25 protein-coding genes are annotated in these 21,806 nt (G+C 68.1%); 9 read left to right on the top strand and 16 right to left on the bottom strand.

Annotated features, from left to right (window positions below; all coding sequences use genetic code 11):
- Window position 1: 1 nt before the first annotated feature.
- The gene (locus ACIBGM_RS04120) at window positions 2–1,108 is read left to right on the top strand and encodes a LacI family DNA-binding transcriptional regulator (protein WP_360517387.1); all 1,107 of its coding nucleotides are present in this window, start codon (window positions 2–4) and stop codon (window positions 1,106–1,108) included.
- Here ACIBGM_RS04120 and ACIBGM_RS04125 read toward each other — a convergent pair.
- The 5 genes from ACIBGM_RS04125 to ACIBGM_RS04145 are packed head-to-tail and all read right to left on the bottom strand — an operon-like array spanning window position 1,041 to window position 6,700.
- The gene (locus tag ACIBGM_RS04125) at window positions 1,041–1,991 is read right to left on the bottom strand and encodes a hypothetical protein (protein ID WP_396384429.1); all 951 of its coding nucleotides are present in this window, start codon (window positions 1,989–1,991) and stop codon (window positions 1,041–1,043) included. The genes ACIBGM_RS04120 and ACIBGM_RS04125 overlap by 68 nt on opposite strands.
- Before the next feature lie 12 nt (window positions 1,992–2,003).
- The gene (locus ACIBGM_RS04130; RefSeq protein WP_396384430.1) at window positions 2,004–3,851 is read right to left on the bottom strand and encodes a LamG-like jellyroll fold domain-containing protein; all 1,848 of its coding nucleotides are present in this window, start codon (window positions 3,849–3,851) and stop codon (window positions 2,004–2,006) included.
- The gene (locus tag ACIBGM_RS04135) at window positions 3,848–5,440 is read right to left on the bottom strand and encodes an ABC transporter substrate-binding protein (protein WP_360517396.1); all 1,593 of its coding nucleotides are present in this window, start codon (window positions 5,438–5,440) and stop codon (window positions 3,848–3,850) included. Before ACIBGM_RS04135 ends, ACIBGM_RS04130 begins: the two co-directional genes overlap by 4 nt.
- 35 nt (window positions 5,441–5,475) lie before the next feature.
- Window positions 5,476–6,411 carry a carbohydrate ABC transporter permease gene (locus ACIBGM_RS04140; RefSeq protein ID WP_360517399.1) on the bottom strand — a complete coding sequence of 312 codons (936 nt, stop codon included), beginning with the start codon at window positions 6,409–6,411 and terminating at the stop codon, window positions 5,476–5,478.
- Window position 6,412: 1 nt separating this feature from the next.
- Window positions 6,413–6,700 (bottom strand): hypothetical protein, encoded by a 288-nt coding sequence (locus ACIBGM_RS04145; protein WP_396384488.1) that lies wholly within the window; start codon window positions 6,698–6,700, stop codon window positions 6,413–6,415.
- On the opposite strand from ACIBGM_RS04145, the gene ACIBGM_RS04150 reads away from it, so the two are divergent.
- Entirely contained in the window at window positions 6,690–7,136 is a 447-nt protein-coding gene (locus tag ACIBGM_RS04150; RefSeq protein ID WP_396384431.1) for a hypothetical protein, read from the top strand. The genes ACIBGM_RS04145 and ACIBGM_RS04150 overlap by 11 nt on opposite strands.
- Window positions 7,137–7,351: 215 nt before the next feature.
- Here ACIBGM_RS04150 and ACIBGM_RS04155 read toward each other — a convergent pair whose 3' ends face one another.
- Both ACIBGM_RS04155 and ACIBGM_RS04160 read right to left on the bottom strand, forming a co-directional pair.
- Window positions 7,352–8,350, bottom strand: a complete 999-nt coding sequence (locus tag ACIBGM_RS04155) for a LacI family DNA-binding transcriptional regulator (protein WP_360517405.1) — start codon at window positions 8,348–8,350, stop codon at window positions 7,352–7,354.
- A 190-nt stretch (window positions 8,351–8,540) separates the two neighbouring features.
- Window positions 8,541–9,569: a LacI family DNA-binding transcriptional regulator gene (locus tag ACIBGM_RS04160; RefSeq protein WP_396384432.1), complete on the bottom strand. Its 1,029-nt coding sequence runs from the start codon at window positions 9,567–9,569 to the stop codon at window positions 8,541–8,543.
- 73 nt (window positions 9,570–9,642) lie between these two features.
- On the opposite strand from ACIBGM_RS04160, the gene ACIBGM_RS04165 reads away from it, so the two are divergent.
- Complete coding sequence (locus tag ACIBGM_RS04165; protein ID WP_360517411.1) at window positions 9,643–10,692, top strand: tellurite resistance/C4-dicarboxylate transporter family protein; 1,050 nt, start codon at window positions 9,643–9,645, stop codon at window positions 10,690–10,692.
- Window positions 10,693–10,823: 131 nt separating this feature from the next.
- On the opposite strand, the gene ACIBGM_RS04170 is transcribed toward ACIBGM_RS04165, so the two are convergent.
- Window positions 10,824–11,063 carry a hypothetical protein gene (locus tag ACIBGM_RS04170; RefSeq protein ID WP_396384433.1) on the bottom strand — a complete coding sequence of 80 codons (240 nt, stop codon included), beginning with the start codon at window positions 11,061–11,063 and terminating at the stop codon, window positions 10,824–10,826.
- A 24-nt stretch (window positions 11,064–11,087) separates the two neighbouring features.
- On the opposite strand from ACIBGM_RS04170, the gene ACIBGM_RS04175 reads away from it, so the two are divergent.
- Window positions 11,088–11,690, top strand: a complete 603-nt coding sequence (locus ACIBGM_RS04175; RefSeq protein WP_360517417.1) for a hypothetical protein — start codon at window positions 11,088–11,090, stop codon at window positions 11,688–11,690.
- A 640-nt stretch (window positions 11,691–12,330) separates the two neighbouring features.
- On the opposite strand, the gene ACIBGM_RS04180 is transcribed toward ACIBGM_RS04175, so the two are convergent.
- On the bottom strand, window positions 12,331–13,440 hold the full coding sequence (locus tag ACIBGM_RS04180) for a ScyD/ScyE family protein (RefSeq protein WP_396384434.1): 1,110 nt from the start codon (window positions 13,438–13,440) through the stop codon (window positions 12,331–12,333).
- A gap of 285 nt (window positions 13,441–13,725) precedes the next feature.
- Window positions 13,726–14,607, bottom strand: a complete 882-nt coding sequence (locus ACIBGM_RS04185; RefSeq protein ID WP_396384435.1) for an alpha/beta fold hydrolase — start codon at window positions 14,605–14,607, stop codon at window positions 13,726–13,728.
- Between the two features lie 98 nt (window positions 14,608–14,705).
- Between ACIBGM_RS04185 and ACIBGM_RS04190 the strand changes: the two genes are divergently transcribed.
- Complete coding sequence (locus tag ACIBGM_RS04190) at window positions 14,706–15,176, top strand: helix-turn-helix domain-containing protein (protein WP_360517432.1); 471 nt, start codon at window positions 14,706–14,708, stop codon at window positions 15,174–15,176.
- 195 nt (window positions 15,177–15,371) lie between these two features.
- On the opposite strand, the gene ACIBGM_RS04195 is transcribed toward ACIBGM_RS04190, so the two are convergent.
- A complete protein-coding gene (locus ACIBGM_RS04195) occupies window positions 15,372–15,869 on the bottom strand; it encodes a VOC family protein (RefSeq protein ID WP_360517435.1) in 498 nt (165 codons plus the stop codon).
- Window positions 15,870–16,364: 495 nt separating this feature from the next.
- Here ACIBGM_RS04195 and ACIBGM_RS04200 point away from each other — a divergent pair, with 495 nt between their 5' ends.
- The 3 genes from ACIBGM_RS04200 to ACIBGM_RS04210 all read left to right on the top strand — a co-directional run bounded on the left by ACIBGM_RS04200 (window position 16,365) and on the right by ACIBGM_RS04210 (window position 18,434).
- A complete protein-coding gene (locus ACIBGM_RS04200; RefSeq protein WP_396384436.1) occupies window positions 16,365–16,841 on the top strand; it encodes a carboxymuconolactone decarboxylase family protein in 477 nt (158 codons plus the stop codon).
- A gap of 371 nt (window positions 16,842–17,212) precedes the next feature.
- A complete protein-coding gene (locus ACIBGM_RS04205; protein WP_360517442.1) occupies window positions 17,213–17,767 on the top strand; it encodes a hypothetical protein in 555 nt (184 codons plus the stop codon).
- Window positions 17,768–17,960: 193 nt separating this feature from the next.
- A complete protein-coding gene (locus ACIBGM_RS04210) occupies window positions 17,961–18,434 on the top strand; it encodes a hemerythrin domain-containing protein (RefSeq protein ID WP_396384437.1) in 474 nt (157 codons plus the stop codon).
- Window positions 18,435–18,469: 35 nt separating this feature from the next.
- On the opposite strand, the gene ACIBGM_RS04215 is transcribed toward ACIBGM_RS04210, so the two are convergent.
- Window positions 18,470–18,676, bottom strand: a complete 207-nt coding sequence (locus tag ACIBGM_RS04215; protein WP_360517448.1) for a hypothetical protein — start codon at window positions 18,674–18,676, stop codon at window positions 18,470–18,472.
- Between the two features lie 51 nt (window positions 18,677–18,727).
- Window positions 18,728–18,916, bottom strand: coding sequence for a hypothetical protein (locus tag ACIBGM_RS04220; RefSeq protein WP_396384438.1), 189 nt, complete (start codon window positions 18,914–18,916; stop codon window positions 18,728–18,730).
- A 300-nt stretch (window positions 18,917–19,216) separates the two neighbouring features.
- Between ACIBGM_RS04220 and ACIBGM_RS04225 the strand changes: the two genes are divergently transcribed.
- Window positions 19,217–19,384 carry a hypothetical protein gene (locus ACIBGM_RS04225; protein WP_396384439.1) on the top strand — a complete coding sequence of 56 codons (168 nt, stop codon included), beginning with the start codon at window positions 19,217–19,219 and terminating at the stop codon, window positions 19,382–19,384.
- Between the two features lie 6 nt (window positions 19,385–19,390).
- On the opposite strand, the gene ACIBGM_RS04230 is transcribed toward ACIBGM_RS04225, so the two are convergent.
- The 3 genes from ACIBGM_RS04230 to ACIBGM_RS04240 form a co-directional block, all read right to left on the bottom strand.
- Window positions 19,391–20,095: a helix-turn-helix transcriptional regulator gene (locus ACIBGM_RS04230; RefSeq protein WP_396384440.1), complete on the bottom strand. Its 705-nt coding sequence runs from the start codon at window positions 20,093–20,095 to the stop codon at window positions 19,391–19,393.
- A gap of 123 nt (window positions 20,096–20,218) precedes the next feature.
- The gene (locus tag ACIBGM_RS04235) at window positions 20,219–21,130 is read right to left on the bottom strand and encodes a CPBP family intramembrane glutamic endopeptidase (RefSeq protein WP_396384441.1); all 912 of its coding nucleotides are present in this window, start codon (window positions 21,128–21,130) and stop codon (window positions 20,219–20,221) included.
- Window positions 21,123–21,605 carry a hypothetical protein gene (locus ACIBGM_RS04240; protein WP_396384442.1) on the bottom strand — a complete coding sequence of 161 codons (483 nt, stop codon included), beginning with the start codon at window positions 21,603–21,605 and terminating at the stop codon, window positions 21,123–21,125. Before ACIBGM_RS04240 ends, ACIBGM_RS04235 begins: the two co-directional genes overlap by 8 nt.
- Between the last annotated feature and the right edge of the window lie 201 nt (window positions 21,606–21,806).

Below are 21,806 nucleotides of genomic sequence, written 5' to 3' on the forward strand. Positions count from 1 at the left end.
GATGAACAACGAGGAGACGGTGGTGCCGAAGGTCGGCATCCGGGATGTCGCGCGGGCCGCGGGGGTCTCCGTCACGACCGTTTCCCACGTTCTGAACGACACTCCGCACACCCGAACCAGCGAGGCGACCAGTGAACGGGTGCGGTCGATCGCGCGGGAACTCGGGTACACGCCGAACCGGCTCGCCCGTGGTCTGCGAACTCGTACGTCGGAGATGATCGGTCTGCTGACCGAGGAGATCGCGACGACTCCGCATGCCGGGCGGATAATCCTCGGTGCGCAGGAGGAAGCGAGCCGCCACAACCTGACGCTCGCGATCATCAACTCGCACCTCGACGCCGGCGCGGAGGCACGGCGGGCCGACGCCCGGGCGCTGATCGAGCGCCAGGTCGACGGCATCATCTACGCCACCGTGTTCCATCACGAGGTCTCGGTACCGCGCGAGCTGCGGGCCGTGCCGGCGGTCCTGATCGGCGCCCTCGACCGGCAGGGCGTCGTACCAGCCGTGCTGCCCGACGAGGCCGGCGGCGCTGCCGAGCTGGTGGCGCTGCTGGCCGAGGCAGGTCACCGCCGGATCGCGTTCGCCAACTCGAGCATCGAGGTGCCGGCAACGCAAGGCCGCCTGGTCGGCTACCTGCGTGGTCTCGAGACCGCTGGCATCCCGCGTGACGATCGCCTGATTGCCTCCGGTGTGTCAGAGGCAGCCGGTGGCTACACAGCTTGCCTCGAACTGCTCGACCGCGCAGACCGTCCGACCGCGATCTTTTGCTACAACGACCGGATGGCGATGGGCGCCTACCGCGCTGCCCAGGAGCTCGGCCTGCGGATCCCCGAGGACGTCTCGATCGTCGGCTTCGACGACCAGGCGCCCATCGCCGCGAGCGTCTATCCCGCACTGACCACGGTCGCTCTCCCGCACTACGAAATGGGCGCCTGGGCGGTCTCCACGCTCACCCGCCTCATCCAGAGCACCAGCACTGCCTGGTACCGGTCGACGGACCCGACGTGGCTTCCTTGCCCTGTCGTCGTCCGCGAATCGGTCAGCCCAGCTCCAGCTCGCCGTCGGGGCGTACGAGGACCGGGGTCGGGTCGGTCAGGGCGCCGATGAAGGTGCCGTTGGGGTCGTTGTGGAGGAAAGCGAGGAAGACCGGGTTGCCGGTGGTGGGATCGGTGATGAGCTTGCCGGCGTACCGGGAGGCTGACTCGTCGGCGGCGAACAGGTGGTCGGAGAGGGGCTTGAACGGGCCTGTGATGGCGTCGCCGACGTAATAGTGGGTGCCGGTGGTAGGTGCGACGCGGGTGGTGCGGCTGGTGCTGTTGGCGAAGGCGTAGGCGCAGAAGAGGAGGTAGTACCGGCCGTCGAGGGGGACGACTTGGGGGACTTCCAGGTGGCCGAAGTCGCCTGGTTCGGTGACGGGGCCGATGGGGGTCCAGTCGGTGAGGTTCTCGGATCGGAGGAGGGCGACCACACCGCGGCCGTCGGGTGGGCCGTCAGGCACCCGGGCCGTGACGAGCATCGCGTACCCGCCGTCCGGGTCGGCGAAGACGCACGGGTCGCGCCAGCACAGGTCGGGCCAGACCGAGACGTCGAGTTGCTCGAAGTACGCCGGATCCGCCTCGAGCACGAAGGCGTCGTCCTTGGTCCAGGTGATGAGGTCGGTGCTGTGCGCCCGGCCGATGCGCTGACGCAGGCCGTCGTCGCCGTGGCAGATGCCGGTGTAGTACATCCACCAGCCGTCGTCGACGCGCAGTACTGAGCCGGTCCAGGTGGCGAGGTCGTCCCAGGCACCGGCTGGGCCGGGGACGAGCGCGTCGGGCAGAACGGTCCAGCTGCGTAGGTCAGTGGAGACAGCGTGGCCGATCCGGGCGTTGCGGTGCCGGAGGTCGGGATCGCCCAGCGCGCGGGGCGCCTTCAGGAAGAAGAGGTGGATGTCCGGGCCGTTCTCGGCGAACCAGAAGTCCCAGGTCCAGTAGTCGTCCAGTGCAAGCACAGGCAGTCCTTCTCAGTTGTCGGCGCCGGCCAGTTGCCAGGCCCGGCAGGAGGTGTACGGCGTACTGATGCTCAGCTCGGGTGGTCCGGCGCTGACGTCGATGCGAGTGGTGATGCTGATGTGGTCGCCGACGTACGCCTCGACCATCGAATGGTCCACGAACAGACGCAGGCGTACGTCGTCGGCGGGCACCACTGCCGGACCTTCCTCGTACTCGTCCGGACGCCAGACGTCGTACGCCGAAGCGCCTGGGCGTCGAAGGCGGACCAGTTGACGGGTGGCGTCGATCGTGAGCTCGAGAGCAAGCAGCCCGGCGACGGTGAGGCTGACCACCAGCGGGTCGGCTGAGGCCTCGGCGGTCACCTCGCACTCGAAGGTCATCCCGCCGATGTGCCCGGGGTCCAAGGGTGCCGTCCGGAGTGATTCGAGCTCGCGGATCGGGCTGATCGCGAGCCGCTGGTCGGCGAATCCGAGTTCGAGTGGCAGACCGGCGTTGTGGGCCCAGCCGCCTGCACGCTGGGCCTCCGGAGTCCGTCCGTCCTGGGCGATCGACCAGAGGATCGTGCGGCCGTCCTCCAGCACGGTCCCGCTCGGCCCGGTGAAGTGCCGGCCCAAGTCGAAGCGCCGGGGCTCGGGGTGGTCGGGTGTGAAGGTGGCGGACTCGGGGTCCCAGCGGCCGATCCAGTGCACCACCTCGACAACCTGGTCCACCGGCCGCTCCTGCCACCAAGGGCACACCAGGAAGACATGCCGGCCCCCACCTATCGGGAGCAGGACCGGCAGTTCCCACATCTGTCCGGTTTCCGGGTGGCGCGATCGATCACCGACAAGGAGCCGGCCGTACGACGTCCACGCCCGGCCGTCGGGGGACCGGTACAGCAACGCCGTGCCACCGTGATCGACGACACCGGCGCCGACGAGCATGAACCAGCCCGAGGTTTCCCGCCATACGAATGGATCCCGGAACTGCCCGGCGACGAGGTCCGGATCATCCGGCATCTCGACGAGCGGAGCCTCGTCGGCGATCCAGCCATCGCCGGACGGACGGGCCAGCGCCACCGACTGATCCGGAGTACGGCTGAAGTCTCCTGCGGTGAAGTAGAGCAACGGCTCGCCGCTCTCTCCGAGAACGCTGCTGCCGCTCCACACGCCGTCTGGCGCGACGGTGGTCCGATCAGGGGTGAGTGCGGGCGGTAGATGAGTCCAGTGAACGAGGTCCTTGCTGATCGCGTGGCCCCACTCGATGGCTCCCCAGAACGGTCCGCGGCGGTTGGCCTGGTAGAAGAGGTGGTGCACGCCGTCCACCTGGATCGGGGCGTGCGGTTCGTTCATCCAGTGCGCCGGCGGCATGAAGTGGTACTCCGGCCGATTCGGATCCTCACCGCGCAACGCCCGCAACTCGGCCACCACGTCCAGATCCGGCAAGGCTGGTGAACCCGCCGCGGCTCGTCGGCGAGCCTCGGCGGGGTCGCACACCACCTCGACGTCGGCGAGCCGCCCGCAGCAGGACTCGTCCGCGCCTTCCGCTTGGTCGGCCCGTCGGCCGATGACCGGCGTACCCGTAGGCAGCGGACCGTGCCAGCCGGCGCTCGCCGCCGTCCTGCCGTCGACCAGGAGCTGCAATTCGGTGCCGTCGGCAAACAATGCCAGCCGCACCCATCGCCCCAGCGCGAGCGGCTTGTCGGCGACCAGCTGACAGTCGCGGGAACCGTCGCTCACTTCGGCCGAGGGCCGGCCGAAGCGGTCGTATCCCAGCGTCAGGTGGGCGTCTCCCTGACCCCAGCTGACCAGGCCCGAGGGACGCCCGGTCAGCGAGGTCAGGGACAGCGGGGCGAACGCGGCCTGGACGAGAACGGTCACTTCGTTCCCCGGTGGCGGTCGTACGCCGTCTGGTAGATCTGCACCAGATCGTCCAGCCCGGCGGCCTTCAGTTGCTTCACGTAGTTGTCCCAGTCCTTCTCGACCCCGCCCCGGACGATCCACGAGGCGCGCTTCTCGTCGACGAGTGCCTTGATCTCGGTCTGGATCTCACCCGAACGCTGCAGTTCTTCCTGTGTGAAGAAGACGAGCGGGTACGACTGCTTCTCGGCGTACGGCAGGTAGATCTTCTCCAGGTCCGTCTGCCGCTGAGCGGCCCGCGGCTCCGGCGCCACGACGGACTTGAAGTCCTCCTTCAGGATCACGCGCGGTCCACCCGGCGCGATCCGCTGCTTGCGCTCACCCGCGCTCTCACCGGGCTTGTCCGGCATGCTCACCAGGACACCGGACGCGTTCTTCTGCAGGCCCTCACCGGCTGGTCCCCACGCGACCTGCGCGGACATCACCGGGTCGTAGAGCCGGTCCACCCAGCGCATCGTGACTTCGGGATACTTGTTCGCGCGCGTGATCGCGAACGCGTCGCGGCCGTAGTCGCCGCCGTTGGCCCGCCCGACGAGCTTGCCCTTCGGCCCCTCGAGCGGACCCATCAAGGCGTAGTCCTTGGTCCGCGGTGCGCCGACGACCTCCTCGGTCTCCCACCACACGAACGAGCCGAGAACCTCGTCCTTGCTCTTGCCCTTGGCGAGGTACTGCTTGTCGGTCTGTGTGAACGTCTCCGGGTCGATCAGCCCCTCGGAGTACCACTGGTGCAGCGTCGAGATCGCCTCCCGGTACTCCGGTTGTGCCGCGGTGTAGATCACCTTGTCGTCGCGGACGATCCGGTGATCGGGGTTGTCCGGCACGCCCGAGATCGCGGCGAACAGGTCGCCGGCGTCGGCGCACCACCAGCCGCCGATGAAGCTCAGCGGGATCTCGTCGGCCTTCCCGTTGCCGTTCGGGTCCTTGGTCTTGAACGCCTGGAGCGTCTGGTGGTACTGCTCGAGCGTCTGCGGCATCGGCAGCCCGAGCTTCTTCAGCCAGGCGGTGTTGATCGAGTAGAAGAACGGTACGGCGCCGATCCCGAGCTCCTCGGCCGCCGGCAGGGAATAGATGTGGCCGTCGGACGCGGTGACCGCGGCCTTGATCTCCGGCCGCTTCTCGAAGATCTTCTTCAGGTTCGGCGCGTACTTGTCGATCAGGGACTCCAGCGGGATCAGGGTCCCGTTGGCGCCGTACGTCGCGATGTCGGAGTCGGTGAACCCGGTGTTGTAGAACGCGTCGGGCAGGTCGCCGCTGGCCAGCAGCAGGTTCTTCTTCTCCTTGTAGACGTTCTCCGGCAGGTTCTCCCACTTGATCTGTACGGCGGTGTCCTGCTGCCACTGCTTGACCAGCGTCATGCTGTTGTAGTCGGGGGCGAGCGGCGCCTTCTGGCCGGAGAATCTCAGCGTGACCGGCTTGCTCACCAGGGGCAGCCCGCTCTCCTGGAAGCCGACTGCGGCGGCCTCGCCGGACACCTTCTCGTCGTTCCCGCCGGAACAGGCGGTGAGGAGTCCGAGCGACAGGACCATCGCGGCGGACAGGACCTTCTTCATGACCAACCTCCTGCGAGGAGTTATACGTATGATGTTCAGCCCTTGAGGGCGCCCGCGACGCCGCCGCGGGTGAGGTACTTCTGCGCGAACGGCGACACGATCAGCAGCGGGAGGGTGGAGACGACGATCATGCCGTACTTGACCAGCTCGCCGACGCGTTGTTGTGCGGCGTACGACGCCAGGTCGCTGCTGAGGTTCCCGTTCGCGGACAGCTCGGACTGCACCAGGATGTTGCGCAGCACGAGTTGCAGCGGGAACTTCGACTCGTCGGTGAGGAAGATGAGCGCGTCGAAGAACGCGTTCCAGTTCCACACCAGGTGGATCAGTACGAGGACGGCGACGAGGGGCTTCGCCAGTGGGAGGACGATCCGGAAGAAGTAGCCGAACTCGCTGGCGCCGTCGAGCTGGGCGGCTTCGCGCACCTCCTCCGGGATCGCGGACCGGAAGTAGGTGCGCGCGATCAGCAGGTTCCAGACGGCGACCGCGTTCGGCAGGACCATCGCCCAGAAGGTGTTCAGCAGGCCGAGCTCCTTGACCACGAGGTAGCGCGGGATCATGCCGCCGTCGAAGAACAACGTGATCAGGAACAGGCCGGTGATGAGGTTCCGGCCGGGCAGGTCCTTGCGGGACAACGCGTAGCCGGCCGAGAGGACAAGAGCAACGCTGATCGCCGTGGCAAAGCCGGTGTAGAGCGCGGAGTTCGCGAAGCCTTGCCAGACGCGGGAATCGCTGAGCAGCCGCTCGTAGCCGTCGAGCGTGAAGCCCGCCGGCCATGCCCAGACTTGCCCGTTGTTGACCGCGTCGGGCTCGCTGAACGAGGCGACGAGGATGAAGTACAGCGGGTAGACGATCGCCAGCACCGCCGCGCCGAGAACGGTTGCGGCGACCACGGTGTATGCGTGGTCCGCCAGTCCGGAGCGGTTGCGGCGGGTACGTCGTACGGTCGTTGCCGCGAGTGTCGTCGTACCCATGTCACATCACCTGCCCGCGGCGAGCCCGCCGTACGACGAGGTGGAAGGTGACCAGGAGAGCCAGATTGATGACCGAGTTGAACAGGCCGATCGCGGCGCTGTAACTGAACTGTGCTTGCTGGAGTCCGGCTTGGTAGACGTAGGTCTGGATCACCTGGGAGGACTCGCGGTTGAGCGGCGTCTGCATCAGGAGCGCTTTCTCGAAGCTGATGTTCATCAAGTTGCCGACCGCAAGCATGAAGAGGACCACCACGGTCGGCAGGATGCCGGGCAGGTCGATGTGCCGGATCCGCTGCCAACTGTTCGCGCCGTCGACCCGCGCCGTCGACCCGTGCCGCGTCGTGCAGCGCCGGGTCGATCGCGGACAGCGCGGCCAGGTAGATGACCAGTTGGAAGCCGGATTCCTGCCAGACCGTCGACCCGACGAACAGCGGACGGAACAACTCCGGCGACCCCATGAACAGGATCGGCTGACCGCCGAGCAGGGTGACGAGGTGGTTGATCAGCCCCGATCGTGGCGAGAGGAGGACGTACATCATCCCGACCACCACGACGGTGGAGATGAACGTGGGGGAGTAGAGGACGCCGCGGACGAAGTTGCGCAGCCGGCCCTCGCGGAGGTTGTTCACCATCAGGGCCAGCAGCACAGGCACCGGGAAGGCGACCAGCAGGTTGATCACCGCCAGCGACAACGTGTTCTCCAGAACACGTTCGAACTGCGGTGAGCCGAAGAACCGCTCGAAATGCTGCCAGCCGGCGAAGGGGCTGGCGCTGAAGCCGTCGATCGGGTTGTAGTTGCGGAACGCGATCTGCACGCCGTACATCGGCCAGAACTTGAACACGGCGAGGTAGACCAGCGCGGGCAGGACCAGGAGGTAGACCTGCCACAGGCGGCCCATCCTCCGCGCCAGTCCGGGCCTGGAGACACGGGCTTCCATACTCATCCCAGACTCCTGACCGACGCCCGCTCCACGAGTGGGCAGGTCACAGCCTCGACCTCGGTCCCGCGCTGACCCGACAGCAGCCGGGCGACGCCCTGCCGGCCCATCTCGGCGAACGGCAGAGCCATGGTGGTGAGTCCCGGGCGCAGGTGCGCGGCGATGAGCTCCTGGTTGTCGAAGCCCATCACCGAGACGTCGTCAGGGATCCGCAGCCCGAGGTCGGCCGCCGCCTGGTAGGCGCCCCACGCCGTACGGTCGTTGGCGCCGAAGATCGCGGTCGGCGGTCGTTTGCGATCGAGGAGCCGGCGAGCGTGCTGGTACGCCGTCTCCGCGTCACCGTCACCCCGCTTCACGAGGGTGCGGTCGATCTTCAGCCCGGCTGCGTCGACCGCGTCCAGGAATCCTCGCTCGCGATCCACCACAGCGGGGAGCCGGGACTCCAGGGTGTTGATGTTGATGAACCCGATGCGCTCGTGACCGCGGTCGATCAGGTACTGCGTGGCCGCGCGACCGCCGGCGTACTCGTCCGGAACGACGGCCGGCAGCGAACCGTCCTCGGTCTCGGCGTTCAGCACGACCGAGGGGACCTCGCGCAACGCGGCCGGAACCTTCAGCCGCCGGTGGTACATCGCGGCGTAGACGATCCCGTCGACCTGGCGAGACAGCAGCGAGTCGATCGCGCGCTCCTCGAGATCGCGGTCGCCGCCTGTGTTCACGATCAGCATCAGGTGACCGTCGGCCCATGCCCGGTCCTGCGCCGCTTCGATGATCTCGCCGGCGAACGGCGTACTGGCCACGATGTCGCCGATGAACCCGATCAGCCGGGAGTGTCCCTCGCGCAGCGACTTCGCCGCCGAGTTCACCCGGTACCCCAGGTGGGCGACGGCCGCCAGCACGCGCTCCCGGGTCTCCGCCGAGACCCGGGAGCCCTCGGCGTCGTTCAGCACCAGACTGACCGTCGCCTGGCTGACCCCCGCCGCCCGAGCCACGTCGTGCATGGTCGGACCGGACCGCCTCCGTGTCACCTGGCACCTCCGCAGTTATACGTACAACCGAACTTTCGCCGCTGAACGTACGCCGACTTCCGGCATCACGTCAACAGCTCGCACGAACAGTTGACACTCTGCCGTCGTGCGCGTACAAACCTTCACCAAATCGTTTTTGCACCCGGACGGTGGCGCACGAGGCTCAGCTCAGCTGACGGGCGGATGCGCGGTGGATGATGGGGCAGGGGAGCTTGACGGGGAACGGGCCGTTGGGTGTGTTGCGCTCCTCGATCAGGTCGAGGAGCGTGTTGGCCGCCCAGCGGCCCATGTCGGCGTGGGGGAGTGCGACAGTTGTCAGCTCGGGGTGGAGGCCGTCGGCGATGTTCTCCTGGTCGTCGTACCCGATCACCGACAGATCGTCGGGGATACGCAGGCCGAGCTCGGCGGCCGCACGGTACGCACCCATCGCCATACGATCGTTGAAGCAGAAGACCGCCGTCGGGCGATTGCGTAGCTGGAGCAGCTGGGAGGTCGCGCGGTAGCCACCGTGTGCGTTGGCGTCGTCGACGGCGACCAGGCGCCCGTCGTACCTGATGCCGGCGTCCTTCAGCGCCGCGCGATACCCGGCGAGGCGGCCGGTGGTGGCGGGGATGTCGTCGCGATTGAGCGCGAAGCCGATCCGGCGGTGCCCCAGCCGGAGCAGCTCCTCGACCGCGGTGCGTCCGACGCCGACCTCGTCCGGGACCACCGACGGGACGGTCCGCTCGCGGCTGCGAGCGTCGAGCAGGACCGTGGGGAGCCCGGCCAGGTTATCGGGCAGTTCGATCTCGCGGTGGAACATCGTGGCATAGAGGACGCCGTCGACCTGATGCTGCAACGTCGTCTCGATCGCCCGCTTCTCGACGTCCGGATCGCCGCCGGTGTCGAACATCAGGACCGTCCAGCCGCGGGCGAACGCGGCCTCCTGGACGCCGAGGACCATCCGCCCGGCGTACGGCGTGGTCGCGACCCGGTCGCTGATCAACGCCAGCAGATGCGACCGCTGCAACCGCAACCCACGCGCAAGCCGGCTCGGCGTATACCCGAGCCGCTCCGCCACCGCCCGGATCCGCAACCGGGTGTCCTCGGAAACCCGCGTCCCCTCGACCTCGTTGAGCGCATGCGACACAGTCGTCACCGAGACCCCAGCGGCCTCCGCCACATCCTTGATCCCCACCCGCCGCTGCGCCATGCCCACATCCTCACATCCGCCCGCGGACGTCCAACTGGGTACCCACTGCTTCCGTCGTGAAAGACTTCGACCCGTGGCTGATGGGTTCGGGGCACGTGTGCGACGGGCTGTCGAAGGGCTCACGCCTGGCTACTTCGCGCTGGTCATGGCTTCCGGCATCATTTCGGTCGGTATGCACCTGGAAGGTTTCCTTCTCCTGTCTCGGATCTTGCTGGTCGTCTGTTGTGCGGCATTCGTCGTGCTGCTGCTGTTTACCGGATGGAGGTTCGTCGCGTACCGCGCCGCGCTGGTCGAGGACTTCATGGATCCACGCCGGGCGTTCGGCTTCTTCACCTTCGTTGCCGGCATCAACGTTCTCGGCGTCCGGCTCGGCCTGTCCGGATGGTTCACTGCCACGGCCGTCCTGCTCGTCGTCGCCGGACTGGCGTGGCTCGCCTTGGGGTACGTCGTACCGTGGACGGCTGTACTCGGCCGTCAGGAGCGGCCGGTGGTGGCGACCGCCAACGGCACCTGGTTCATCTGGGTGGTAGGCAGTCAGTCCGTCGCGGTCGCGGCGGCCACAGTCGAACCGGTCTTCGAGCCGGTACGGCGGGAGCTCGCGGTCCTGGCGATTATGTCGTGGTCGGTCGGAGTGTTCTTGTACGGGGCTACCGGCATACTCGTCGCGCTGCGACTGATGCTGTACGAGTTCGGGCCCGAGGAGCTGACCCCGCCGTACTGGGTCTCTATGGGGGCCCTGGCCATCACGGTGCTCGCGGGTGCGCGCATCGTCGAGATGGCCGACGCGCCGATGGTGACGGTGACGCGCGACCTGATCGCGGGTCTTTCGGTGGTGTTCTGGGCGTTCGCGACCTGGCTCATCCCGGTGCTCGTTGCCGCGGGCTGGTGGCGTCACGTCCGGCGCCGGGTGCCGCTGCGGTACGAGGCAACCCTGTGGAGCATCGTCTTCCCGTTGGGCATGTATGGCGTTGCAGGGATCTACCTGGGCCGCGCGGATCGTCTGCCGGTGGTGGAGGTAGTTGGCCGCACTGAGCTGTGGGTGGCCTTCACGGTGTGGGTGCTGGTCTTCGCGGCGATGACAAGGCACGTGGCCCGCACGGTCTTTGCGTCGCGACGGACCTGATGGGCCGCATCGAGTCCTTGATCGTGCTGAGCGCGCCGTGCTAGCCGACCGAGGGCGTGATTGGTTTGCTGGATTTCGCCACCGTTCGCCCGTGCGTGCCACAGAGTCGCTTCCGGGCTCCGTCCAAGTGTCTATCGGCTGCTGTCGGCTGGATCGAGCAGGTGAGCGTCAGCGAGGCCGTAGCGGATGTACGCCAGTCCTAGCGGGTTGCCTTTGTTGAGGAGGGCGAGGCGGGTTGCTCGTAGTGCGCTGCCCAGGCTGGTGCCGCCCAGCAGCGCGTCGAGGAAGGTGAGGGCAAAGGCGTAGGCGAGGCTGGTGAAGATGTCTGAGCGCCCACCAGCCGTGACAATATGCCCGCGAAGAGTGATCATGAAGTCGAGTAGGGATGTGAGGTCGTGGCGACGGATCTGCGGCCCGGTGTTCGGGCCGGTCTCGGGATCGGCGGGCTGGTGCTCGTCGTGGTGGGGGTTCTGCTCGCCTTCCGAGGCGCCAGCGACCTGACCTCGCTCGGAGCATTGATCGTCGGCGCGGTGCTCGGCGTGGCTGCCATCAGTGGGCGACTCCCGAACGAGGTCGGCCTGCAGCGGGTGACCTTCGGGGCCCAGGACCGCAGTGCCCAGTCCTATCGAGAGGCGCTGTACGGCGCTGTCCGGGAAGCCTTGCCGGAAGTGAGTCCACCGAGCCGCGACACAGACTGGCATCCGCGACGGCCGACGTACTGGGTCGACGAACTTCAGCTTCGCGTGGTGATCCGCTGGGCGCCGGACCGGTCGGTCGCCTTGGACGTGTCCACGATCGAGGCCGACTTCTCAGGCACGCGGGATGCTGTTGCGGTACTGCTCGTCACGAACGTCGATGAGGTCGACGACCTGCAATCCGCCGTGAGGTCCAGCATGGGAGAACGTGCCGCGGTCGTGCGCTGGCGCTCGACAGACGACAACGCCGTCCTTCGCCATGTCGCGCGCGGACTCGGCGCGCCGAAAGGCCCGCTGCAGTAGGCGCACTCACCCCTCAGACGTGGTAGTGACGGCCGTCCACCTGCCCCGCGCAGTCCGTGAAGTCGCGGCGGCAGCGTCGCGAACAGTGTGGCGAGGCCTGCGAGAGGGCGGACGAGAACGCTCCCGAGCACAAGTGGTTCGGTGGTGTCGATGTCGTCGAGGTAGTGCCGGCAATCGCGTGTCGGCAACGGGGCATCAGCTGGCCGGGCCAGCCCGCGCCTGGTTTCCAAGGACGGCGTACGCCGCGCCGAGGCCATCCTCGGCGCGCGCCAGATCCGGTACCCAGCCGCTGCCCACGTTGTTGCCACGGCAACTGTCCGGTGATCGAGCACCCAGCCCTGACTCATCCCGGTCACCTGCGCCGCACGAGATGGTGTTCGAGGAGGAACACGCACCCTGACAACACGCCTCGAGCTCGACGGTAGTGCAGCGGCTCGAACCTCGTAATCGTGATCTGCAGCCGGCCCTGATCGTTGGTTGCCGCCGCCTCGCGATGTTGCCCTGACCGTCGGTTTCTCCAGGTCGCGATGTCGACGCATCTGGTCGTGAACACGTCCAGCGGCCAGCGATGCGTGATCGGTGGCCGCTGGCAACCAGTACGGCGGATGTACGCCTGACTGGGACGCTCGGGACCGGTTTGTCAGCTCGTCTGGCCGGGCAATGGGATCGCGATGACCTCGCCGGTGTCGGCACAGACGCCGCAGTTCGAGACGTATGCCTCGCCGTCCCGGATCGCCAGCCCGGTCGGCATCGTGAGACCTTCGCCGGCGATGAGCGTGCGCGAACCGTTCTGGTCCACGCGGATCAGCGCACCCGTCGGATCACCTGACAGCAGGCCGTTGTGGGCGATCTCGAGCACGTAGAGCGAGCCGTCCGGACCGAACGCGATGTCGATGATGTTCGTGAACCCGCCGGCGACGACCTCAGGTGGTTCGCCCGGCTCGACCCGGAAGATGTTCGCGCCGCCGACCGGGAACGGGAATCCGGTGAGCTGACCGACGTACAACTCGCCGTCCGGGCCGCGGGTCACGGTCGTCGGCACGGCCTGCATCGGGATGTCCGGGCCGCCGAACGGGTTGGGCACCAGCCGCGGTGGGAAGACGGCCAGCGTCGAGATGCGTCCGGCTGCGCTCACCCTCAGTAGCGAGTTGCCACCGGCGTCCGCGACCACCTGGCCGGCCGCGGTGGTGAGCAGGCCCTGCGGGTTGCTGTCCGGGAGTCCGCCGTCCGGGTTGTCCGAGAGCTCGAAGCCGCCGAGGTCCGCCACCAGCCGGAACGTCCCCTGCGCCGGCTTGGCGCGGACCAGGGTCGCGGCCGTCTGCCCCTCCGCGGGCAGCGCCGCGCGGACGGCCGGGTCGGCGCCGAGGCCGAGCGTCACGAACAGGTTGCCGCTTCCGTTCAGTGCCACGTCGGACGGTCCGAAGACCTCTGGTGTCCCCTGCAGTTCGAACGACGGGAGTCCGGTGAGGACCCGCGTCTGATCCCCTCGCTTCACCTCGGTGACCGCGCCCGTGGCGCCGTAGCAGATCTGTCCGAGCGGATGCGGCACGCAGGGACCCGCCCCGCCCACACCCGCCTCGGCGACGTACAAGGTGCCATTCGGGGCGAACGCCAGGCCGCGAGGGCTGTCGAGCCCCGATGCGACCACGCGCCACGGTGAGTCCTGACCGGCCGCCGGCAGAGCCGGTAGGACGGCAAGACTCAACCCGGTGCTCAGCGCTGTGCCAATGATCATCGCGCGTCGAAACATGTCCCCTCCCCTGGAAGTCCCCGCTCCCGAGTCTGCTCACGACCGTCCCAGCCGTCCATAGCTCGGCGCGCCTGCCGTACAGGCGCACGGCCCGGCGGGCGACGCGCAGATCGATGTCGGGGTCGACCGGTTCGAGCGGGACCCCCCGCGCGATTTCGGCCGTCGTGGTCGCCGCGTACCCGCTGGCCGCGAACGCCTGCACCGCGGCCTGCAGGACCTCAGTACGCCGTTCGGCCGCCGTGAGCCGCATCCTCGTTCCCAGCGCGTTTGTGGACTGCGGCCGGATCAGGCGATCGAGTTCAGCAGGTCGGCCGGCACGTCGGGCCGCTCGAGGGCGATGAAGTGGCCGGCCTTCGGGACCTGGGTGAACTCGGCGTTGGGGAGTTGTTGCCGGTTGGCCTGCCGGTCGGTCGGCCGGGACCAGTCCTGCTGGCCGTAGATGAGGTGGATCGGTGCGGTGACCTCGGGGTAGCGGTCGCGGGCGGCGATGAGGCTGGGCAGGTTGCGGTACACGGCGCGGGCGACGGTCGGGTAGCCCGGGTGGCGGCCGACGTTGAGGAGTTCGTTCAGGTAGTCGTCGCGGAGTGCGGCCGGGTCGGCGAGGCCGCCGGTCAGCATGGCGCGCATGACGGGCCTGGGTTCCAGCCGGGCGAGCAGCGGACCTGCCGCCGGCGTGATGACGCCGGTGACGATCAGACGTGCCAGGAGACTGGACCTGGCGATTCCTCCGGGATAGTCGTAGGCGTTGACCGCCACGACGCGGCGGACCCGGTCGGGGAGGTCGGCGGCGGCGGTGAGTGCAAGTACCGCTCCCATCGACTCGCCGAGCAGCGTCACGTCGCGCAGATCGAGGTGGGTGATGAGTCGTACGACGGCCGCGCGCATGGCGGGTTCGTCGTACGAAGCGCCGGGCACGATCTGCGAGTAGCCCATACCGGGCAGGTCGAGCGCGTACACGGTGTATCGCTGCTGAACCAGCGGGATGAGGTGGCGGAAGTGCTCGGCCTGGGTGCGCACGGTGTGCAGCAGGACCAGGGGCGCGCCGCTGCCGCCGGTGAGGTAGCGCAACTGTCCCTGCCGTTGGTCACCTGCCCCGGTCGGGTCGAGGAAACGGCTGGTTGTTCCGGGGACGCTGATTCCGGGTTCGCTGTTGGCGAGGGTCGGCATGTGAGTCTCCAAGGGTGTGTTGCGTTTTCCTACCGACTGAGGGTCACGGTAGACCAGTGAGTTGGAAATGACAACACACTCGGTCTAGGTTGGTGCCCATGACCGATCCCGAGCCGTTGAACGGCATTGACATGGCTGAGCTGCCCTTGGGAGTCCGTCCCTGCTCGCTGGCCGCGGCTCTGGACGTCCTCGGCGAGCGGTGGTCGCTCCTGGCGCTGCGTGAGATCGGGTACGGCGTGCACCGGTTCGCCCGGATCGCCGGGTACACGGGCGCATCCCGCGACATCCTGGCTGACCGGCTGCGCAAGTTGGAGGCTGCCGGGGTCATTGAGCGACGCCAGTACAGCGAACATCCGCCGCGTCACGAGTACCACCTGACCGAAGCCGGCCGGGAACTGTTCCCGGTCATGCTCGCCCTGTCCCAGTGGGGTGACAAGTGGGCGGTGGACACCCCATTCCTCACCCGGCGACACTCCTGCGGCCACCCGGTCCAGGTCGACCTGGTCTGCCACCACTGCGGCCGGCCGATCACCCACGACTCCGTCCACGCCCAAGTGACCGGTGCCTGACCGTCGCCCGAGGCTGACCCTCGGACGCAGCGGCGCCCAGCTCGCAGTGCTGACGTCGCCGGGCGATGGAAGGAGGCTCCGGGACAGGCCTCCGCGTTCACCCTGGTGATCGAGCGAGCAGCTCGTTGATCACCCCCCCAGAAAAGCGTCGGCCGGAGCATCGCGCTCCGGCCGGCTCACTTGTGCGGGCCGGCGCTAGCGCCGGCTGCGCATCTCGTCGGCGAATGACTCCTGGGCCGCCCGGATCTTCGACAGTTCGGCCTGGTCCGCGAACACCTCGCCCAGTGTGCTCGGGTCCACGTCGTACAGGTGCGTCTGCAGCCACCACACGTTGCCCACCGGATCCTTGATCCGGCACCCGCGGTCTCCGGTGACCCTGGACTCGGCCAGCTCGGTCACCACCGTCGCCCCAGCCTGCAGCGCCCGCGCGAACACCTTGTCGACGTCGTCCACGTACACGCTCAGGAAGGCCGGGGTCTCCGGCCAGTCCGGCTGCGCGTCGAAGGCCATCAGGACCGACTGGCCGACGGTGATCTCCGCGTGCCCGAGAGTGCCGTCCTGGTTGGGTACCGCCAGCGAGCTCTTGACCTCGAAGGTCTGCTCGACGAACTCGAGGAAACGCGCCGCACCCTTCGCAACCACGTACGGCGTCACCGTCGACTTGCCGCCGGGAATCTGCTGTGTTGTCGTCATACGTCTGATCCTGCCTGAGGTAGAGGCCAATCTTTGTCCTCTACCTCGCGCAGTCACCGCCGCTGTCCGCTGTTGATCCTGGGAACGGTGTGGAGCTGTCGCCAAACCGCCCCGGCGCTGCGTCCGCTGGGCCGACGTGACCAGCGCCTCGGCCATGTCTCCAGCAGTGCCGGCGGATCGCCCCGGATCCAGCCGCCTACCGAGTGACAGATCGGTTCGCCTGCTGGTGATGACGCTGGGACTGATACCCATGGCGCTTCGCAGATGACCAGGGTGACCGCCAGGGACTGATCCGGGCGCGAATCCGCCCACGGCGAGGTCATCGTGATACCAGCACACCCGCCGTCGGCCCGCTGTCCGAGCTGCTCACGTTCGCTATCACGACGGCGGTCGGCCGGTGCGTCGGCCGTAGATCCAGCATCCTCATGGCGCGATGCCGCCAGTACACCTTCAGGTCGAGGGCGCCGCGAGGCCTGATCCCGACAGGAGAACGACATGAGCGATGTGATCGTGCGGAATCGACGGGCCGACAGTTCGGCCAACGCGGACCTCACCGAACTCGCACGCCGTGGCGCCGCAGCGTTCGGTTACAAGGCCGACCTTCGGATCGACCGCCGGCTCGCCGAACTCCTGCGCCTGCGGGTGTCTCAGATCAACAACTGCACGTACTGCCTGAACGTCCACTACGAGGCCGCCCGCGACTTCGGTGTCCGCCGGGAGGTGATCGACACCCTCACTGCCTGGTGGGAGACCGAGTTCCACGACGCGGCCGCCCGTGCCGCCCTCGCGTACGCCGAGGCGTTGACGCGGCTGGCCGATGCGACGGTCGCCGACAGCTTCGCCGCACGGCACGACGCTCTCGCCGAGCATTTCTCCCCCGATGAGATCCTCGAGATCATCGGGATCGTCATCAACATGAACGTGTGGACCAGACTCAAGGTCGCCGAGGGAGCTGTCCCTGGGCCGGGCTGACAGGGTTCGCCGCACGTCCCGCACCTTTGCGCGTGACGCTCTGTGACTCCGTCAAAGTCTGTGCCCGCTGCTGTGTCCTCCGCTGGTTGCCCGCACCTTGTTCTGGGCCGCGCTCTCGGAATCGCGCGGTACCACCCGAAACCGCGGTGCAGCGCGTCGCCGCCGGGCTGGAGCATGCTGTCCTCTTCCAGCACCTTGGTGGGTCTATAGGCAGGCGCGGGAGGGACCGTAGGCCCTGTGACGACAGTTGGGTTCCGCGCACGCTGGGGCACATGAACGTCTCTGTGTGGTCGCTGGCAGGTCCTCCGCGTGATCCCTGGTTCCGGCATCGTCCGATACCCACTCTTGCTGTCGCGGGTGCGCTGTACGCGGTGGTGCTGGTGCTGCGGCTGCTCTCCGGGGATCCCGTGGACGCGTATTCGATGCTCTACGTGTTTCCCGTGGCCTTGGTCGCGATCACGTTCGGAGCGCGCGCCGGCGTCGGAGCGGGTTTGATCGCGGTGGCGCTGATGGTGGTCTGGGTTGTCGTACGGGACGTGTCGCTCACGGCTACCGGATGGGTATCGCGCGTCCTGCCGATGCTGCTGCTCGGTCTGTTGCTCGGGGATGCGTCGGATCGACTGAGCCGAGCTGAGACCGAGCGGCGCCGGTTGGAGGCTGCGGCGCTGCTGCACCGCGACGCCATCGAGATCAACGACTCGTTGGTGCAGGGGATGGCCGCCGCCCGGTGGTCGCTGCAGGCCGGTCGCATCGACGCCGGCATGCGCACCCTTGACGAGACGATCGATGAGGCCCAAGACCTGGTCTCCGGCCTGATTCGGCAGGCCGGGATGGGTGGCCAGACCGAGCAGCCCGCCGGTGCGGCGCCAAGCGCCTCGGTGAGGCCCCCTGAACGGGTCAGCGAGAGTGAATCGGGCACCGGCTAGCTCGCACGAGGTGGCGTTGAATCGCGGTCCGTGGCTGCCGACCATCGCGATGAGATCAACCACCCGCGAGTACCGGATGAGGATCCCGGCTGAATCGGCGAGCCGGTCGTGTCCGTGATCCGCCGCATATTTTACACGGCTTTCAGTGTAGTAAAATATGCCGTGGAGCGCCGTTGAGTTGGAGGACAAGGGAATGTGCGAGCACTGCGGCTGCCGGCAGATGGAGCCGATCGCCGAGCTGATGGATGAGCACTTCGTGCTGCTCGACCTTGCTGGGTCGGTACGTCGAGCGCTGGCGGCCGGTGACCGCTCCCGAGCTGTCGAGGTGCTGGAGTCGCTCTCCAGCCGGCTCACGCAGCATGTCCGGCGCGAGGAGCGAGGTGTCTTTGCGGCGCTGAGGGAGCAGGGCGACTTCGCGTACGCGGTCGACGAACTCGAGAACGAGCATCTGACGTTCGACCAGCGCCTCGCGGCGATCGATCCGGACGACGCGGGCTTCGCCGAACACCTAGCCGCATTGCTCGACGAGTTGAAGGTGCACATCGACAAGGAGAACCTCGGGGTCTTCGCGGTCTCGGTGGTGACCCTGGGAGCCGACGGCTGGGAGACCGTGAGCAAGGCCCACGCGGAGCTCCCGACCTTCCTCTCGACCCCGACACCTACCTAAGCCGGCCGCCGACCTGCTCGTCCGGTGCAGACGACCTACCCGGTGACGCGGACGACCCCGTGGGCTCCACGTTCGGCGTCGATCATGAGGTGGGAGACGAAGGGGTAGTCGCCGGGTCCGGGGAAGGCGAGTTCCACGAAGCCGCCCTGGGCGGGCTGCAGACCCAGGCTCTGTGCGCCTGCCTGGCCGTTCTGGCGGAGTGGCCTGTGGTCGTACTGGTTGGCGTAGCCGTTGAATACCACCGCGTCGGTTGCTCCGACTTCAGCTTCGTGGCGTCGACCATGCCTGCCTGGTCACCGAGGTAGAGCTCGGACTGGACCAGCGGCCAACACGCCGCACGAGAGCAGCAACGTCGTCGTCCCGACCGAAGGGCCGAGGCTCAGCCGGGCGAGCTCGAGGCGCTCGCCGCAGATGGTCAGCACGACGAACCCGACCAGCCATGGCAGGAGCACGGGTACGGCGACTCCGCCGAGCCAAAGCACCGAAGCACCCAATGCGACGACGGCTCCGAGTGCCTAAATCAGCGCGGCGTTGTCACGCTGACGACGCCAGAGCGGCACAGAGCGCGCTACCAGAGCGCCGGTTCCTGCGACAAGCAGGCACTTGCCGACGGCAAGCGAGGCGGGCGAGAGCAGCACCACGGCCCTGAGACCAAGCAGCGCCGGTGCGGCATAGCCGAGTGGTTGGCGGCAGGCGACCGACGCGCACCGGAGCGGGGACGCAAAGCAGGATCAAGGCGGCGTCGAGGCCTGCCGCGAGGGCAAGGCCGGCAGGAACGAGCAGTGCCAGCCGGAGCGGCGTCGACCCGCCCCGCGGCGATCGTCCCTGCGCTGATCGTGCCGAGGCTGATGGTCCCGGCGCTGATCGTGCCGGCAGCGATCGGGCAGGTGCTTGGGCCGGTGTCGCTTGGGTCGTTGTCGATCTCCGCGGGCTTCTGGTGGAGCGTATGAGTGGGCTCATCGGGGCCGGGTCTTCAGGTGAAGTCGGCAGGCTCCTGGCTCGGCGAACGGCAGCAGTTCGGTGCCGTTGTCGTCCGCGCCGTACTCCTCCAGTGCTCCTCGAGCGAGTCCGAGGTGAACTCCACAGACGACGTCAGGGTACTTGTGTGCTGCCTCGAGCAACGGGCACCTGGTGAGGCGCACCACGTTGTTGCGGGCGTCTGCTTGCGGTGCGAACCCGATTTCGTCGAGCAGAGAGACGACCTCTCGCCGGGCGGCGGCAGGACTAGAGGTAGGGCCGGCGTTGCGGGCGCGGGCGAGTTGGTGGCCCCAGTCCAGGCCCGCGGTTACGGCGTCCTCGCGTGGGGTGGTGCTGGTGCGGTGGATGGCGGCCGCCAGGGCGCTGGCGAGTCCGGCGTACTCGGGTGCGGCCGCGGCGTCGCTGCCGGTGGCTTCGTACAGCCAAGCGGGCCGTCCGCGGCCGGCAGGTGGCGCCTGGTGCCGGTGGGCGAGGCCGTCGCGCACCAGTGCGTCCAGGTGTTCGCGGACGGTGTTGACATGCAGCCCGGTCGTCGCGACGAGCGCGTTGAGTGTCGTTGGTTCGGTCTGTGCGCGAAGCGTCTCCAGCAGAGCGGCGCGCGACTTGGACAGTGGTGCGCGGCTCCGCCCGGTGCCGGCTGATGGGCCGTACGGCGGTGATTGCGCCGGCCGATTATTTTCCACGGATATGAGTGTAGTAAAGCTTCGAGCGCGTCGGCTCCGCCCAGCCGAGCCCCTCGGCGGCACCGATCAGGTGGACGAGTCCGTGGATGATGACGAGTCCGACGACCAACCGGCGCGCGGCCCTCATCCGAGCGTCTTCTCGGGTGTGGGCTTCCCTCGGGCCCGTGAGCGAAGCCCAAGGCGGCCCCCGGTGGCGATCAGAAGTGTCACGACGGCGGTGAGGTAGACGCCCAGGATCACCCAGTCGGGCCTGTCCAGGGTCGATGTATAGGCCAGGTCTCGCGGGAGGAGGATCAGTTCGTCCTGGGCCGGGGTGAAGCTTGCGTGGAGGACGATGGCCAACAGAATGCTGCCGGTCCTGTTCCACAGGTAGGTGTAGGAGAACGCGAGCACCAGCGGGACCACGAAACCGAGCGGACCGTAGACCGGGATGTGCCACACGCCCCACACGAGCCCGAGAATCAGCGTCGCACGGACCGGTGAGTGCCTTTCCAGCAAATGCGGAAGCCCGAACCCTCGCCATCCGGGCTCCTCCATCGCGCCCCCGAGCAGAAGCACGAACACGAACCCCGCGACGTACGACGGGAGTCGGTCAACGGCCAGGCTCCAGTCGACCGGGGAGCCGATCAGCTGCAGCACCAGGGACACGAGACCGAACAAGAGGGCCGGCAAACCGAGTGCATACGCCCACCAGCGGAATGACACACGCCAGTGCAGCACTGGCCGCAACCATGCTCGAACCGAGCCGCCCGTCCACCACGTGACGAGCCCCGCCGCGGTCAACGGACCCAATACACCCAGCAGGAACGGAACTTGGCCGCCGCCCAGGTAGAACGTCACCCACAGCGTCCACGAGATCCCGTAGGCGATGATCACGAACGCGGCGAAGGGATGCCGGGCGACGAGATCTCGTGGCCCTCGGCCCGCGGGCAGACCGGGCTCGGCCCGCGACGTGACCTCCGGTGCTGGGTCTTCGCCCGGGCGGGGTCGGGCGCGTTCGCCACGCCATGCTCGGATCCGAACGAACTCAGCCATGTCTCATCCCCTCCCGCCGTTCGTCGGCTCCCGGCGAGTGGCTCGTGCGTGCCGGTCGAACTGAGGACGCTGCTCTTTCCACAGGACTCCCGGCAACGACGAAGCACAGCCCTGCCAACAGCAAGGCGACCGGACCGAGCAGGAACCTCTCCCACGGACTCTGCGACGCGAAGTTCGCCAACGCTCCGAGCGTCAGCAGCACCACCAGCACCCAGGTGCCGACTCGCGCGACCATGCTTGGAAGCCGAATCCCAAAGCCCGAACGCCGCAGGACCACCGCGGCCGCGCCGGCGTAGACAACGACGGAGATGGCACTGCCGACCCGGAGGCCGGCCGGGAGCCGGCCCTCCGTGTTTCCACCCCAGGCGGCTTCCCCGTACGGCGCGCCCGCCGCCAGCAACAGCTGGAAGACCGCCAGCCCGGCAAACCCAATGGCGGCGGCGATCGCGGCCGTCCTCGCACTCGCTCCACTCATCATTGCACTCACCTCTGACCAGGCGCGCTGACTCGTCGCGAACCCGGGACGGTCTCAGCGTCCCGCTCGCCCGTCGGCACCCATCAGGGCACGACGCCCCACCGCCTCCGGGCCTTTGGTCACGGATCCGTCGCCGTGCCCTCAGGTGGCGCGTTGTTCGGGGCGACGCCCGTACGCCGGACAGCGGTACCCGATGGGCCC

Origin of the sequence: Kribbella sp. NPDC050470 (genome assembly GCF_044458365.1) — a bacterium.
Lineage (GTDB): Bacteria > Actinomycetota > Actinomycetes > Propionibacteriales > Kribbellaceae > Kribbella.